Annotated in this window: 15 protein-coding genes; 10 read left to right on the forward strand and 5 right to left on the reverse strand. The window is 62.4% G+C overall.

Translation table 11 applies throughout. The annotated features are described in order from the left end of the window. The first annotated feature begins 7 nt into the window (after positions 1-7). Positions 8-1,687, forward strand: coding sequence for a formate--tetrahydrofolate ligase (locus NLY37_RS16270; RefSeq protein WP_023741051.1), 1,680 nt, complete (start codon positions 8-10; stop codon positions 1,685-1,687). Between the two features lie 73 nt (positions 1,688-1,760). Here NLY37_RS16270 and NLY37_RS16275 read toward each other — a convergent pair whose 3' ends face one another. Next, the gene (locus NLY37_RS16275) at positions 1,761-2,399 is read right to left on the reverse strand and encodes an isochorismatase family protein (RefSeq protein WP_023741050.1); all 639 of its coding nucleotides are present in this window, start codon (positions 2,397-2,399) and stop codon (positions 1,761-1,763) included. Positions 2,400-2,522: 123 nt separating this feature from the next. Here NLY37_RS16275 and NLY37_RS16280 point away from each other — a divergent pair, with 123 nt between their 5' ends. Further along, complete coding sequence (locus NLY37_RS16280) at positions 2,523-3,512, forward strand: helix-turn-helix domain-containing protein (protein ID WP_023741049.1); 990 nt, start codon at positions 2,523-2,525, stop codon at positions 3,510-3,512. A gap of 73 nt (positions 3,513-3,585) precedes the next feature. Here the strand turns inward: NLY37_RS16280 and NLY37_RS16285 are convergent, their stop codons facing one another. Beyond that, entirely contained in the window at positions 3,586-4,542 is a 957-nt protein-coding gene (locus NLY37_RS16285) for an SEL1-like repeat protein (RefSeq protein WP_023713957.1), read from the reverse strand. A gap of 226 nt (positions 4,543-4,768) precedes the next feature. Beyond that, a complete protein-coding gene (locus NLY37_RS16290) occupies positions 4,769-4,981 on the reverse strand; it encodes a hypothetical protein (protein WP_156933895.1) in 213 nt (70 codons plus the stop codon). 179 nt (positions 4,982-5,160) lie between these two features. Between NLY37_RS16290 and NLY37_RS16295 the strand changes: the two genes are divergently transcribed. After that, complete coding sequence (locus tag NLY37_RS16295) at positions 5,161-5,766, forward strand: hypothetical protein (RefSeq protein WP_023683658.1); 606 nt, start codon at positions 5,161-5,163, stop codon at positions 5,764-5,766. 35 nt (positions 5,767-5,801) lie between these two features. Next, entirely contained in the window at positions 5,802-6,251 is a 450-nt protein-coding gene (locus tag NLY37_RS16300) for a hypothetical protein (protein ID WP_023713959.1), read from the forward strand. Between the two features lie 15 nt (positions 6,252-6,266). Here NLY37_RS16300 and NLY37_RS16305 read toward each other — a convergent pair whose 3' ends face one another. Then, on the reverse strand, positions 6,267-6,824 hold the full coding sequence (locus NLY37_RS16305; protein WP_023741047.1) for a sugar O-acetyltransferase: 558 nt from the start codon (positions 6,822-6,824) through the stop codon (positions 6,267-6,269). 154 nt (positions 6,825-6,978) lie between these two features. Between NLY37_RS16305 and NLY37_RS16310 the strand changes: the two genes are divergently transcribed. The 4 genes from NLY37_RS16310 (at position 6,979) to NLY37_RS16325 (ending at position 11,269) form a co-directional block, all read left to right on the forward strand. Beyond that, entirely contained in the window at positions 6,979-7,440 is a 462-nt protein-coding gene (locus tag NLY37_RS16310; protein WP_023695827.1) for a membrane protein, read from the forward strand. Next, a complete protein-coding gene (locus NLY37_RS16315; RefSeq protein WP_023741046.1) occupies positions 7,437-8,828 on the forward strand; it encodes an FAD-containing oxidoreductase in 1,392 nt (463 codons plus the stop codon). The genes NLY37_RS16310 and NLY37_RS16315 overlap by 4 nt, the downstream gene beginning before the upstream one ends. A 115-nt stretch (positions 8,829-8,943) precedes the next feature. Further along, positions 8,944-10,122: an MFS transporter gene (locus tag NLY37_RS16320; protein WP_023741045.1), complete on the forward strand. Its 1,179-nt coding sequence runs from the start codon at positions 8,944-8,946 to the stop codon at positions 10,120-10,122. Between the two features lie 91 nt (positions 10,123-10,213). Beyond that, the gene (locus tag NLY37_RS16325; protein ID WP_023741044.1) at positions 10,214-11,269 is read left to right on the forward strand and encodes a succinylglutamate desuccinylase/aspartoacylase family protein; all 1,056 of its coding nucleotides are present in this window, start codon (positions 10,214-10,216) and stop codon (positions 11,267-11,269) included. 1 nt (position 11,270) lies between these two features. On the opposite strand, the gene NLY37_RS16330 is transcribed toward NLY37_RS16325, so the two are convergent. Next, positions 11,271-12,041 (reverse strand): isocitrate lyase/PEP mutase family protein, encoded by a 771-nt coding sequence (locus NLY37_RS16330; RefSeq protein WP_023741043.1) that lies wholly within the window; start codon positions 12,039-12,041, stop codon positions 11,271-11,273. Between the two features lie 321 nt (positions 12,042-12,362). Between NLY37_RS16330 and NLY37_RS16335 the strand changes: the two genes are divergently transcribed. Together NLY37_RS16335 and NLY37_RS16340 are read left to right on the forward strand one after the other, a co-directional pair. Next, positions 12,363-14,552, forward strand: coding sequence for an anthranilate synthase (locus NLY37_RS16335; protein ID WP_023741042.1), 2,190 nt, complete (start codon positions 12,363-12,365; stop codon positions 14,550-14,552). 23 nt (positions 14,553-14,575) lie between these two features. After that, the gene (locus NLY37_RS16340) at positions 14,576-15,505 is read left to right on the forward strand and encodes a cation diffusion facilitator family transporter (RefSeq protein WP_196813681.1); all 930 of its coding nucleotides are present in this window, start codon (positions 14,576-14,578) and stop codon (positions 15,503-15,505) included. The last annotated feature ends 4 nt before the right edge of the window (positions 15,506-15,509 follow it).

A 15,509-nucleotide genomic window follows, 5' to 3' on the forward strand; every position in this document is an offset into this window, starting at 1 on the left:
AGCCGTCATGGCCGAAGTGAAGTCCGACATCGAGATCGCGCGCGGCGCCAAGAAAAAGCAGATCCAGGAGATCGGCGCCAAGATCGGCATCCCGACCGAGCACCTTTTGCCCTACGGCCACGACAAGGCGAAGATTTCGGCCGAATTCATCAAATCGGTGAAGGGCAACAAGGACGGCAAGCTGATCCTCGTCACCGCCATCAACCCGACGCCGGCCGGCGAAGGCAAGACGACCACCACCGTCGGCCTTGGTGACGGTCTGAACCGCATCGGCAAGAAGGCGATCGTCTGCATCCGCGAGGCTTCGCTCGGCCCGAATTTCGGCGTCAAGGGCGGTGCCGCCGGCGGCGGCTACGCGCAGGTCGTGCCGATGGAGGACATGAACCTCCACTTCACCGGCGACTTCCACGCCATCACCACGGCGCACAATCTTTTGTCGGCGCTGATCGACAACCACATCTACTGGGGCAATGAGCTCGGCATCGACACCCGCCGCGTCGCCTGGCGCCGCGTCATGGACATGAACGACCGGGCGCTGCGCGAAATCATCTGCTCGCTCGGCGGCGTCGCCAACGGTTATCCGCGCGAGGCAGGCTTCGACATCACCGTCGCCTCTGAAGTGATGGCGATCCTGTGCCTTTCCACCGACCTCAAGGATCTGGAAAAGCGCCTCGGCGACATCATCGTCGCCTACCGCCGCGACAAGAGCCCGGTCTATGCCCGCGACTTGAAGGCCGACGGCGCCATGGCGGTGCTGCTGAAGGACGCCATGCAGCCAAACCTGGTGCAGACGCTGGAGAACAACCCTGCCTTCGTGCATGGCGGCCCGTTCGCCAACATCGCCCATGGCTGCAACTCGGTGGTCGCCACCACCACGGCGCTGAAGCTCGCCGACTACGTCGTCACCGAAGCCGGCTTCGGCGCCGACCTCGGAGCCGAAAAATTCTTCGACATCAAGTGCCGCAAGGCGGGTTTGAAGCCGGCGGCTGCCGTCATCGTCGCCACCGTGCGCGCCATGAAGATGAATGGCGGCGTCAAGAAGGAAGACCTCGGCAAGGAAAACATCGAGGCAGTCAAGAAGGGCTGCCTCAATCTGGGCCGCCACATCGAGAATGTGAAACAGTTCGGCGTGCCTGCGATCGTGGCGATCAATCATTTCACCACCGATACCGAGGTGGAAATCCAGGCAATGAAGGATTTCGTCGCCTCGCTCGGCGCCGAGGCGATCCTGTGCAAGCATTGGGCCAATGGCTCTGCCGGCATTGAGGAGTTGGCGCGCAAGGTCGTCGAGATCGCCGAATCCGGCGCCTCGCAGTTCGCGCCGCTCTATCCCGACGCAATGCCGCTGTTCGAGAAGATCAACACCATCGTCCAGCGCATCTATCGCGGCGACGAGGCGATCGCCGACAAGTCGGTGCGCGACCAGCTGCATGCCTGGGAGCAGGCCGGCTACGGGCACCTGCCGGTCTGCATGGCCAAGACCCAATATTCCTTCTCGACCGACCCGAACCTGCGCGGCGCGCCGACCGGGCACACCGTGCCGGTACGCGAGGTCAGGCTTTCGGCGGGCGCCGGCTTCGTCGTCGTCATCTGCGGTGAGGTCATGACCATGCCCGGCCTGCCCAAGGCGCCGTCCTCGGAAAAGATCTTCCTCAACGAGGCCGGCCAGATCGAAGGCCTGTTCTGAAAATTTCGAGATCGTTGCGAGATCCAAGAAGGGCGGCCACTGGCCGCCCTTTTGCTTTTCGGGCGCAGATTGCCTATGCAGCGTTGCGCGCCAGCGCGCGCTGGTTGGACGCATAAGGCGTGTCGCGTTCGGGCAAAGCACCGGTCTTCAGGCAATCGATCCATTCGGCGGTCTTGAGCACGGCCGCAAAGCGCGACTGCAGGATGATGGACACCACGCGGTGGATCTCCTCGGCCGAGGCGTAGCCGGCGCTGTTGGCGTAAGGCAGCGAACCGGCGGCGTCGGACAGGAACTCGACCGCAAAGCCGACATGCGCAGCGTGGATGATGGTCGACAGGTCGCAATTATGCGTCATGTAGCCGATCACCGTTATCGTATCGATGGTATTGGCGCGCAGCCACGCCTCGAGGTCGGTGCCGGCAAAGGCGCTAGGCAGTGACTTCTCGACATAGTGGTCGCGGCTTCGCCGGGCGATCTCGGGATGCAGTTCGCCGCCATGGCTGCCCTTGGCGAAGACTGGCGAGGTCTCGGGCGCCATCTGCTTGACGACCACCACCTTCACGCCGGCCGCAGCGGCGGCATCCATAGCGCGCGCGACATTGACGACGCTGTCGCGGAACGGCGGACACTGGATGGCGAGGTTGCCGCCATCATAATCATTCTGGACATCGATAACGATGAGTGCGCGGCGCGGCGTGATATTGGCGGACATGGTGTTCTCCTTCGAGCTTGAATGGGACAGGAAATAGGCGAATCGCCCGACTGCCAAAAGTGGCCCGATTGACATCAGTCGAAAGAATTGGGACAATCCGCTTTTCGCTTGCTGGAAACACGCATGGCCGACCCGATCATTGTCGTTCTCGCCTTTGACGGCATCAGCCCGTTCCACCTCTCCGTGCCGTGCGTGGTGTTCGGCACCGACCGCACCAAGCTTGGCCTGCCGCGTTTCGACTTTCGCGTCTGCGCACTCGACGATGGAGCGATCCACACCGATGCCGGGCTGACCATCGCGGTGCCGTATGGCCTTTCCGCATTCGACGATGCCGACATCGTCATCATTCCGAGCTGGAAGGATCTCGAGGCCCCACTTCCGCCGCCGCTCCTGGCAGCGCTCACCCACGCGCACCGGCGCGGTGCGCTGATCGTCGGCCTCTGTCTCGGCACCTTCGCCATTGCCGCCGCCGGGCTGCTTGCGGGCCGGCGTGCGACGACACATTGGGCCTCCACCGACCGGCTGCAAACATTATACCCGGACATCGAAGTCGACGCCGACGTGCTCTATGTCGACGACGGCGACATCGTCACCTCGGCCGGCGTCGCCGCCGGGCTCGATTGCTGCCTGCACATTGTGCGCGCCCGCTATGGCGCAGAGGTAGCGCTGCGGCTGGCCAGGCACATCGTGCTGTCGCCGCACCGGCAGGGTGGGCAAGCGCAGTTCATCGAGCGCCCGCTGGCGAAAACCCCGGCCACCGACCGCTTCACCCTGGCGCTCGACACGGTGCGGGCAACGCTCGGACAAACGCACAACCTCGACCGCGTCGCGGAGGCCGCGGGCCTGACCCGGCGCACTTTCACCCGCCGTTTCCAGAAATCGATCGGCACCAGCTTTGGCGAATGGTTGGCCGGCCAACGCATCGAACTGGCGCAACGGCTGCTGGAGGCGACGGAAAAATCGATGGACATGGTGGCCTTCGAAGCCGGCTTCGGCAGCGCCACCTCGCTGCGCCAGCATTTCGCCGCACGACTGCGGACCTCGCCGGCGCAGTACCGGCGCGAATTCTCCAGGCGGACCGGCGAGCAGGCGATGTCCGCCCTGTCTCATTGATCATCGGCGGACACGTATTCAACAGGTGTTGCCCACCAGTTATGAGCTTCGAAATTCTCAGAAATAGCGAATCTTAGGCCTTTTTTGCCGGCGGATCCAACTTGATAAGATTGGCCTTGGCAGTGGAATCTCCTCGATCAGCGGCCTTGCGAATCAAAATGAGAGCTTGGGCAGTATCCTGCTTCACACCATGGCCATCCAGGTAAGCTACTCCAAGACTATTCTCGGCTTTAGCGTTCCCTTGGTCGGCAGACTTCCGCAGCCAGGCAACGGCCTGCACATAGTCTAAAGGAACCCCTAGCCCTTTGTAGTACGAAACACCTAGGTCGTACTCAGCACCAGCATTCCCCTGGTCCGCAGCCTTCTGGAACCACGAGTCGGCTTGCGCATAGTCAAGCGTAACTCCGAGACCCTCCGCATAAGCCACGCCAAGATCATGCTGCGCCAGTGCGTTTCCCTGCTCTGCCCCTTTGCGATACCATGCGATTGCCTCGGCATAATCCTGGGCGACGCCCTGACCTTTGGCGTAAGCCAAACCCAGAAAGTATTGGGCAATGGGCGTTCCTTGGCCGGCGGCCTCACGGAACCACGTGGCAGCTTCTCTATAGTCCTGCGGGACGCCTCTTCCATCTCTGTACAGCAGCCCGAGATTGGTCTGAGCGACCGCTAATCCTTGACCGGCAGCTTTACGAAACCAAATTGCAGCTTCGGCATAGTCCTGCTTGACGCCTAGCCCACGGTCGTAAAGAGAGCCGAGATTGTGCTCTGCTTGAGCATCGCCCTGGTCCGCTGCCCTACGATACCAGGCGACAGCTTGAACGTAATCCTGGACGACACCATGCCCTTCGGCGTAAGCGGTGCCAAGATTGTCCTCCGCCTGGGCATCACCGGTCTTAGCCATGACGCTCCACAATTCGACAGCCGTTGCGTAATCTCCTCTTTTATAGGCCTGTTCCGCTTGTCCAGCATGGGCGACGCCGGCCATAAGCATGCCGGAGACGAAACAAAGCGACTTCGAAAACCTCTGCATTGTGGGCCTCCGATTTAAGGATTCAACCATTCTTTGATTCCCTTCACTCCGATCCGAATCCTCTCGGAAAAAGGTCTCTCATTCAGCTTGGCTCTAATAAATCTTCCCTGTGCACGGGCCATTCTCGTATTAAACTTTGCCAAAAGATACGAATCCCAAATTATCAAAATAATTCCGGGAGCAAAAACAACTTTGTCCGGCAGTAAAATTATCTTTGATAATATCACTAGTACGACAACGGAGAAAAGAAATTATATATGACAAAGATGCCATCTTTCCACATACGATTTCGTGGGAGGTATTGTGTCATCCAAGGCATAATGAACGGGTTATCATCCCAGAATTGATCGATAGTAATGGTACCATGCGTAATACCGTCGGTCTTGGTAACTTCAGCCCCAGCCTCAGCAGGATTATTCGGACTGACCTCTTCAGCCATTCCTTCCTCCATTTCTCGTGATTAGAAGGAACTTGCTTCGCCTCTTTGAAGTCAATCCAAGATGGAGATCAACTTTGCGTTAGCGGAGGGGCGATGTGCCGACTGGATGCGGTCTGTTCCTGTTGTCAGTCGATTTAGCGAACGCTAATATCTGGACATGGAGAGAACAGGAAGGCGATATGGACCCTGTGACTGAAATCGAACTTCGGGCCATTCATGCGTTCGTTTCGGCCCGCATTCCTTATACGTCCAGAGTCGCCCGGCTTATGCGGACCACCACAGAGGCCTTTCACTTCTCTGGACGGTATTATGCGAGCACGCTCGCAAAGGGCATCAACCTGACAATAAGTCGGCATGCAGCAGAGTTGATGGCTGTTTCCAATAGGGCAGAATTCAGCAAGGGAACCATCTTGGAGCACATGCTCCCGCTGAAAGCGATGTATGCCGAAATGCTCACGTTGGGTAGCCAGGTGAGCTTTGAGCAGATTGTGTCATACTTCACCGACACGCTTCAGAAGTGCCCCCTGGTCACGGTGACCAAGGAGGAAGACCGCCGGCTTCGCAACGACTTGCCGCATCCTGAGCGCTACCCTGCCGCCGGCATCGAAATCGGATCTCTGGACGCAATGACGTTTGGTTCGATGCCGAGGTGGACTCCTTTGAAAAGGGAGGACCTTATTGTGCCTGGCAATCCCGAGGTCGAGGGCGAAGCCGATTTCGAGCCGGTTCAGGCAGCTCGAAGAGGGCATTTGAGCTGGGGTGCCGGAGACCTCGAATTCGAGTAGCTCGACATAGCTGCCAAACCACGGGAGGACAGAGGATGGGGCAAATTTCTGAAGCGCACTATGCCAAGATGAAAACGAAGTTTCGCTTAGACGTGGCCAGTTTCCTCGCCGCAGTGGCAACGGGGAAGGGGACAATCACCTACGGCGAACTTTCCAGAAAGTTCGGCGTGGCTACAAGAGGCTGGGGCGACATTCTCGGCGGCATAGCGATTTGGTGTTATGAAGTAGGGCATCCATTGCTCCCTGTGATCGTTGTGAAGGCTTCCACCAAGATGCCCTCAGAAGCGGCCGTTCTGTACTCCGATCTCGGCTTGCGGTCTGACGCCCTGATTATCCAGGAGCAGCAGAAATGCTTTCTGACCGATTGGGAAGCAACGCCCCTCAAAGCCAGCGGCTTAGCTCCGTCGAGCGGTAACTGTGGAGAATTCTCGTCCGCAACTCCGCCCGGCGCTGTCGCTCGATCCGTCGATAAACTCCCAAAATAACAATTGGCCACAAACTCAGCCGTGCCTGACCATCCGCGCCGGATTGCCGACCACCGTGGTGTTGTCAGGCACGTCGCGCGTCACCACCGCGCCGGCGCCGACTATGGCGCCATCGCCGATGCTGATGCCGCCGAGGATGATGGCGCTGCCGCCGATCCAGGCGTCATTGCCAATGGTGACCGGCCGGGCAATCTCCAGTCCCGCCTGACGGCCCGCGGCCTCCTTGTGGTGCTCGGCGCAGTAGATCTGCACATTGGGGCCGAGAAGCGTCCGCCTGCCGATACGCACCGGCGCGGTGTCGAGGATGGTGCAGCCGGCATTGAGGAAGGCGCCGTCGCCGAGATGGATGTTGAAACCGTAGGCGCAGTGGAACGGCGCCTCGATGCGGCCGCCCTCGCCCGCGCTGCCGAGCAGCGCCAATAGCGTCGGGCCGATATTGCCGCGTTGCTGGGGCGGCAGCGCATTGTGCTCGAACACCGCATCTCGCGCGATCACGCGGAGCGCCTCCAGTTCGTCGTCGATGCAGGTGTACCATTCGCCTGCAATCATCCTTGTGCGTTCGCTTCCGGCCATCACAGCGACTCCGTCCCTTCGTCGTGTTCGACTGTTTACCAAAGTACAATGCTCACTGATGGAAGAAGCACCATCGCCTACTCTCGTCAAACGCAGGACCTATGCTAGCTTGCCCTCGTGGGCCAGTCCCGGGCCTGCTTTCGAGGGGATCTACATGCTCTATTTGCTTGCACTTCTGATCGGCGTCATTGCCGGTCTTCGCGCCATGACCGCGCCGGCCGCGATCGCCTGGGGCGCGTATCTCGGCTGGCTGCCGGTGGCCGGCACCTGGGCAAGTTTCATGGGCCATTGGGCCGCCGTCGGTATCTTCACCATCCTCGCCATCGTCGAACTGGTCACCGACCAGCTGCCCTCGACGCCGAGCCGCAAGGTGCCGCAGCAATTCGGCGCCCGCATCCTGCTTGGCGCCTTCAGCGGCGCGGTGATCGGCGCCACCGCCGGTTCCACCATTGGCGGCCTGATTGCCGGCGCCATCGGTGCTGTCATCGGCACCTATGGCGGCGCCGAAGCGCGCGGCCGGTTGGCCGCCGCCTTCGGCAAGGATTTGCCTGCCGCCCTCATCGAGGACGCGGTGGCGATCATCGGCGGTCTGCTGATCGTGGCGGCGGTGGTATGACTGCCCAAGCCTCAGACGCCAAGACATACGACGCCATCATCATCGGCGCCGGACAGGCCGGCCCTCCTCTCGCCGGCCGGCTGACGTCAGCCGGCATGAGCGTGGCGCTGATCGAGCGCAAGCTGGTCGGCGGCACCTGCGTCAACACCGGCTGCATGCCGACCAAGACCATGGTCGCCAGCGCCTATGCCGCGCATCTGGCGCGGCGTGCCGCGGACTACGGCGTGACGTTCTCAGGCCCTGTCGGCGTGGACTACAAGAGGATCAAGGCGCGCAAGGACAAGGTCACAAACGACTCCCGCAGCAATCTGGAGACGTGGATCGCCGGCATGAAGGGCTGCACGCTTTATCGCGGCCACGCCCGCTTCGAATCCGCCAACACCGTGCGTGTCGGCGGCGACCTTCTGACCGCCGAAAAGATCTTCCTCAACACCGGCGGCCGCGCCTCGGTGCCCGACCTGCCGGGCGTCAACGACGTCGACTACCTCACCAACTCCTCGATGATGGATCTCGATGTTTTGCCGCGCCATCTTATCGTCGTCGGCGGCAGCTACATCTCTCTTGAATTCGCGCAGATGTTTCGCCGCTTCGGCTCTGAAGTCACCGTCATCGAGAAGAGTTCGCGCCTGACCGGCCGCGAGGACGAGGACGTGTCGGCGGCCATCCTGTCGATCCTCGAAAACGAAGCCATAGAAGTCCATGTCGGCGCCGACGACATCCGCTTTGCCAGACAGGGCAAGGACATCGCCGTGACCTTCTCATCCGGCAAGCCGCCGGCGGTCGGCTCGCATGTGCTTCTGGCACTCGGCCGCACCCCCAACACCGACGATCTCGGCCTCGATAAGGCCGGCGTCGCGGTCGATCTGCGCGGCTTCGTCACCGTCGACGACCAGCTGCGCACCAGCGTGCCCGGCATCTGGGCAATGGGCGACTGCAACGGCAAGGGCGCCTTCACCCACACCTCCTACAACGATTATGAGATCGTCGCCGCCAATCTGCTCGACGACGATCCGCGCAAGGTCAGCGACCGCATCGAGGCCTACGCGCTCTACATCGATCCGCCGCTCGGCCGCTGCGGCATGACCGAGGCGGCGGTGAAGAAATCCGGGCGCAAGGCGCTGGTCGGCCAGCGGCCAATGACCCGCGTCGGCCGCGCCATCGAAAAGGGCGAGACGCAAGGTTTCATGAAAATCCTGGTCGATGCCGACACCAGGCAAATCCTCGGCTGCTCCGTGCTCGGCCCCGGCGGCGACGAGGCGGTGCACTGCGTGCTCGACCTGATGTACGCCAAGGCGCCGGTCGATACGCTGGCGCGCGCCGTGCATATCCACCCCAACGTCTCGGAGCTGTTGCCAACCATCGCCCAGGAGCTGAAGCCGCTCGCCTGATATGACTCCGCGTCAAGCTCAGCGCTTTCTGCATTGGTGCGTTGCAGCAATGTGCATTGCGCGCGGCAAGGCTTCTCGTTCAGTCTGAATTGAACCGATTCAGTCTGGATTTTCCATGCCTTTGCCGATCCTTGCGCTTGCCATTGGGTCCTTCTGCATCGGCACCACCGAATTCGTCATCATGGGCCTGTTGCCGGAGGTTGCGGCCGATCTCGGCGTGTCGATCCCCTCGGCCGGCCTGCTGGTCACCGGCTATGCGCTGGGCGTCGTCTTCGGCGCACCCATCGTTGCCATGGCCACCGCGCATCTGCCGCGCAAGCCAGTGCTGGTCACGCTGACGGCGATGTTCGTCGTCGGCAATCTGCTCTGCGCCATTGCGCCCAATTACTGGCTTCTGATGGCCGCGCGCGTCTTCACCGCGTTTGGTCATGGCGCCTTTTTCGGCATTGGTTCCGTCGTTGCCGCCAGCCTGGTGCCGCGCAACAAGCGCGCCAGCGCCATGGCGATGATGTTCGCGGGATTGACGCTCTCCAACATTCTCGGCGTTCCTGCCGGCACCGCGCTTGGCGAAGCCTTCGGCTGGCGCTCCACCTTCCTTGCCGTCGTCGGCATCGGCCTGATCTCTGTTGCCGCCATCGCCTGGCTGGTGCCATCCAATGTCGTCGAACCGAGCGGCGGCGGCCTGCGCAGCGAACTGCGCGTGCTGGGCAAGCTGCAGGTCTGGCTCGCCATGCTGATCGCCTCGCTGGCCTCGGCCAGCCCGTTTGCCGTCTTCACCTACATCAAGCCCTACCTTACCGATGTCTCCGGCCTGTCGACCTCCGCGGTCACCTGGGTCCTGCTGCTGTTCGGCGCCGGCATGACCATAGGCAACATCATCGGCGGCCGGCTGGCCGACTGGAAATTGATGCCGACGGTCATCGGCACGCTGCTTTTGATGGCAGTTCTGTTTGTCGGCTTCATGCAGTACGGCGCGATCGCCAGCGTCGCCATCGGCATCGTCTTCTTGTGGGGACTGCTGATCTTCGTCGTCGTGCCGCCGCTGCAGATCCGCGTCGTCGAAGCGGCTTCGGAAGGGCCGAACCTCGCCGCCACGCTCAACCAGGGCGCATTCAATGTCGGCAATGCCAGCGGCGCCTGGATCGGCGGCGTGGCTCTGTCGGCCGGCGTTTCCTATGCTCATTTGCCGCTGGTCGGCGCGGTGCTGGCCCTGCTGGCGGTCAGCGTAGCCGTTGTCTCGCAGGCGCTCGAAGGATCGGCGCCGATAACGCCGGTTCCGGCCGCCGCCGAATAATTCCATTGCGCCCATGGCGGCGCGACCTGGACCAATCGACAGCCCTTCGGCAAAAGTGCATGTGTTCTGCCTCTTATCCTGGAGGCATCCCATGCAGAAATCGATCGAACGCATCGTCGGCGATACCGAAGGCGTTTCCTACGAATTCCCGGTGTTCCGCTTCGCCGGCGCCGACAAGGCAGCACCTTCGGCCTATGTGCAGGCAGCACTCCACGCCGGTGAATTGCCTGGTGTCGTCGCCATCGACGCGCTGATGCCGGCGCTGAACAAGGCCGAAGCGGAAGGCCGCATCAAAGGCAGCATCACGGTCGTGCCCTGGGCCAATCCGATCGGCCGCGCGCAATATCATTTCGGCGAGCACCAGGGCCGCTTTCATCTCGGCACCCGCAACAATTTCAACCGCGGCTTTCCGTTGCTCGCAGCACCGGACGCCAAGCTTTTGCCCGACACCACGCTTGGCACCCCCGACCAGCGATTGAAGACCCGTCTGGTGCAGCTGTCGCTCGGCCACGACATCGTGCTCGACCTGCATTGCGACGACGAGGGCCTTGCCTATCTCTACGTCCACGCCAGTCTGTGGCCGGCAATGGCCGATTGCGCCGCCGCCATGGGTATCGACGCCGTGGTGTTGTGGAGCGAGGACACGGACGGCACCTTCGAGGGCGCCACGATCATGCCCTACCAGAACGTCCCCGCCAACGTGGCGAAGCTCGACCGCCGCGTTGCCACTACGGTAGAATACCGTGGCATGCTGGATGTCGACGGCACGCTGGCAAATTCCGATGCCGCAGGCCTCTACCGGCTGCTGGTGGCGCGCGGCGTCATCGCCGACACCGCCCTTCCCCCGCCCAGCCCGTTCAAGGGCCTCGTCGCGCCGCTCGAAAACATCGACATGATGCCGGCGCCCAGGGCCGGCGCCATCCTCTACGACGTCAAGCCCGGTGACCGCGTCGCGAAGGGCGCGCGCCTCGCCACCATCGTCCACACACCGGGCGAGGCCGGCGGCCGCACCGAGGTGCTGGCACCGCAGGACGGCGTCATCCTGACCCGCCGCTCGCGCCGCATCATCCGCGCCGGCGAGGATCTCTTGAAGCTGGTCGGCGACAAGAAGAGCGCCGACGCGAGGTCAGGCACGCTGGAGGACTGAGCTAACCCGAAATCGCCAGCCGCGCCTTGGCCTCGAGCCATTCGGCCATCTGCCGGTACGGCACCGGGCCGTGGCTGACACGGGCGACACCAAGCTCGGCCAGGCGCTGGCGCGGCGGCACATGCGCCAGCGCGATGATGTTGACCGGCAGCACGGTGGCCTTGCACAGCGCCTCGATCAGACCCTCGTCGCCGAGCCCCGGCGCAAAGAAGCCGCTAGCTCCTGCCTTTTCATAAGCGTGCGCCCGCTCGATGGCCTGGTCGAGCAGCACGCTGTCATGCGCATCCGGCTTGGCCTTGAGGAAAATGTCGGTACGGGCGTTGATGTAGGCGGGAATGCCGGAAGCCTTCACCGCCGCCGCTGCCGCCTCGATCCGCTTCACCTGTACCGCGATGTCGTGCAGACCAGCGCCGCCGACGATCTGGTCCTCGAAATTGAAACCGATGGCGCCGGCCTGCAGGGCACGTGTCACCGTCTGGGCGACAGTCTCCGGCTCGACGCCGTAGCCGCCTTCGAGGTCCATGGTCAACGGCAGGTCGACTGCCGCCACGATGCGCCTGATGTTGTCCAGCGCTAGCTCCAGCGGAATTTTCTCGCCATCGGCATAACCAAAAGCAGCCGCGACCGGCCAGCTTCCGGTGGCGATCGCCTTGGCGCCCGCCCTCTCGACGATCTTGGCCGAGCCCGGATCCCAGGCATTGTAGAGAACGATCGGGTTGCCCTTGACATGAAGGGCATGGAACGTGCGTGCGCGCTCGATCTGCTCGGTCATTGCTGTCTTCCCGTCTTTCCGATGTTGGACGAACAGTCTAGGCAGGACCCCAAGCCTTGGCGATGTGCCATGGGCTGCAGAAGCGGCGGCCACAAACAGGCCTTTCAAACCTGTTGCGCATCCGGCTTTTCGCCGCTATGGATTTCGCCCATGAACATGCGCTCGATCAAGACCATTTGGTGGTGGGCTCGCTGACAGCGGCCTGTTCGAACGCGTGCGCGTGAAAATAGAGGGTGGCCGCAACGGAATGTCCGGGCGGCCATTTGTTTTTTCAAAGCCATTCCCGGGTCCGTTGCCCCAACAAGCCATATGGAGACGGCAATGACGATGAAGGCTCTGGAAAACGGCGCGGAAAGCTTCGTGACCGCAGGTGGTGTCACCATCACCCGCGAACGCCACGACAAGCCTTACGCCGGTGCGATCGATGCCTATGTCGATGGCTTGAACTCGCGCCGTGGTGCGGTGTTTTCCTCGAATTACGAATATCCGGGCCGCTACACACGCTGGGATACGGCCATCATCGATCCGCCGCTGGTGATTTCCGCGCGTGGCCGCGCCATGCGCATCGAGGCGCTGAATGGCCGTGGCGAAGTGCTGCTGCCGGTGATCGGCAAGACGCTGGCCGGCATTGCCGAGGTGACGATTGCTGAAACCTCGAAAAAGCTGATCCGCCTCGATGTCGCCAAGCCCGGCCGCGTCTTCACCGAGGAAGAGCGCAGCCGCGTCCCCTCTGTGTTTACTGTGCTGCGCGCCATCACCGCTTTGTTCAAGACCGATGAAGACGCCAATCTCGGCCTTTACGGCGCCTTCGGTTACGACCTCGCCTTCCAGTTCGATCCAGTCGACTACAAGCTCGAGCGCAAACAGAGCCAGCGCGATCTCGTGCTGTTCCTGCCTGACGAGATCCTGGTCGTCGACCATTATTCGACCAAGGCCTGGACCGACCGCTACGACTATTCCGGCGACGGTTTTTCAACCGAGGGGCTGCCGCGGGACGAAATTGCCGAACCGTTCAAGACCGCCGACCGCATCCCGCCGCGCGGCGACCATGAGCCGGGCGAATATGCCAATCTGGTGCGCAAGGCGATGGACAGTTTCAAGCGCGGCGACCTGTTCGAGGTCGTGCCCGGGCAGATGTTCTACGAACGCTGCGAGACGCAGCCTTCCGAAATCTCGCGCAAGCTGAAGTCGATCAACCCGTCGCCCTATTCCTTCTTCATCAATCTCGGCGAAAACGAGTATCTGATCGGCGCCTCGCCCGAAATGTTCGTGCGCGTCAACGGCCGCCGCGTAGAGACCTGCCCGATCTCCGGCACCATCAAGCGCGGCGACGACGCCATTTCCGACAGCGAGCAGATCCTGAAGCTGCTCAATTCCAAGAAGGATGAATCCGAGCTGACCATGTGCTCGGACGTCGACCGCAACGACAAGTCCAGGGTCTGCGATCCGGGCTCGGTGCGCGTCATCGGCCGCCGCCAGATCGAGATGTATTCACGCCTGATCCACACCGTCGATCACATCGAAGGGCGCCTGCGCGAAGGCATGGATGCCTTCGACGCCTTCCTGTCGCATGCCTGGGCGGTCACCGTCACCGGCGCGCCGAAACTGTGGGCCATGCGCTTCATCGAGCAGAACGAAAAGAGCCCACGAGCCTGGTATGGCGGCGCCATCGGCATGGTCAATTTCAACGGCGACATGAACACCGGCCTGACGCTCCGCACCATCCGCATCAAGGACGGCATTGCCGAGGTGCGAGCAGGCGCCACGTTGCTCTTCGACAGCATCCCCGAGGAAGAAGAAGCCGAAACCGAACTGAAGGCATCCGCCATGCTCTCCGCCATTCGCGACGCCAAATTGGGCAATGCCGCAGGCGCCGAACGCACCACCGCGCGCGTCGGCGACGGCGTCAACATCCTGCTCGTCGACCACGAGGACTCCTTTGTCCACACACTGGCCAACTATTTCCGCCAGACCGGTGCCAATGTCTCGACCGTGCGTTCGCCGGTGCCGGAAGAAGTCTTCGAACGGCTGAAGCCCGATCTCGTCGTGCTGTCGCCCGGACCGGGCACGCCGAAGGATTTCGACTGCGCCGCGACCATCAAGAACGCCCGCGCCCGCGACCTGCCGATCTTCGGTGTCTGCCTTGGCCTGCAGGCGCTGGCGGAGGCCTATGGCGGCGAACTCAGGCAGTTGCACGTGCCGATGCACGGCAAGCCGTCGCGCATCCGCGTCTCCAAGCCTGGAATCATCTTCTCCGGCCTGCCCAAGGAAGTGACCGTCGGCCGCTACCACTCGATCTTCGCCGATCCGGTGCGGCTGCCCGACGATTTCATCGTCACCGCCGAGACCGAGGATGGCATCATCATGGCCTTCGAACACCGCAAGGAGCCGATCGCCGCCGTCCAGTTCCATCCGGAATCGATCATGACGCTCGGCCACAATGCCGGCATGCGCATCATCGAAAACATCGTTGCGCATCTGCCGCGCAAGGCCAAGGAAAAGGCCGCTTAGAAACGATGGCGGCGACGGACAACATGGCGGCGATCGCAGCGAAGGCAGCGGCCAGGCAAAGGATCGCCAGCCTTGCCTTCTGGTCGATTGTCATCGCCTGCGTGGTGCTCGCGCTCAAGCTTGCCGCATGGTACGTCACCGGCTCCGTTGCGCTCTATTCGGATGCGCTGGAGTCGATCGTCAACGTCATAGCCTCGGCCGCCGCCTATTGGGCGGTCCTGGTCAGCTACAAGCCGGCCGACCAGGACCATCCGTTCGGCCACCACAAGGCCGAGTATTTTTCGGCGGTGCTGGAAGGCGTGCTGATCGTGCTCGCCGCGCTTTTGATCCTCAACGAGGTCTGGCGCTCCTGGCAGACGCCGACCCCGCTCGAACAACCCTGGGAGGGCCTGGCGATCAACGGCGTCGCCACCGTCATCAACGCCTTCTGGGCCTGGACGCTGATCCGCGCCGGGCGCAGCGCAAAATCACCGGCGCTGGTCGCCGACGGCCGGCACATCATGACCGACGTCGTGACCTCGGTCGGCGTCTTCGGCGGCCTCGTCGGCGCTATCCTGACCGGTTGGCAGATCCTTGATCCGGCGCTTGCCGTCATCGTCGCGCTCAACATCCTGTGGCAGGGCTGGCACGTCATCGGCTCGTCGATGAACGGGCTGATGGACCGCGCAGTGGACACGACCGAACACATGCACATTCGCGACATCATCTCGGCCAATTGCAAGGGCGCGCTGGAGGTTCATGACCTCAAGACCCGCATCGCCGGCCGCGCCACCTTCATCGAGTTCCACCTGGTCGTCGACGCCGACATGACGGTCGGCGCCAGCCACGTCATTTGCGACCGCATCGAGGACGCGCTGAAGGCCGAAATCCCCTCGGTGCGCGTCACCATCCATGTCGAACCGGACGACGAGGCGAAGCTGCCGAAAGGCACGACGGCGGTGCCGTTCGCGTGAGACG

Source organism: Mesorhizobium sp. C395A (assembly GCF_030323205.1).
In the GTDB taxonomy this organism is placed as follows: Bacteria; Pseudomonadota; Alphaproteobacteria; order Rhizobiales; family Rhizobiaceae; genus Mesorhizobium.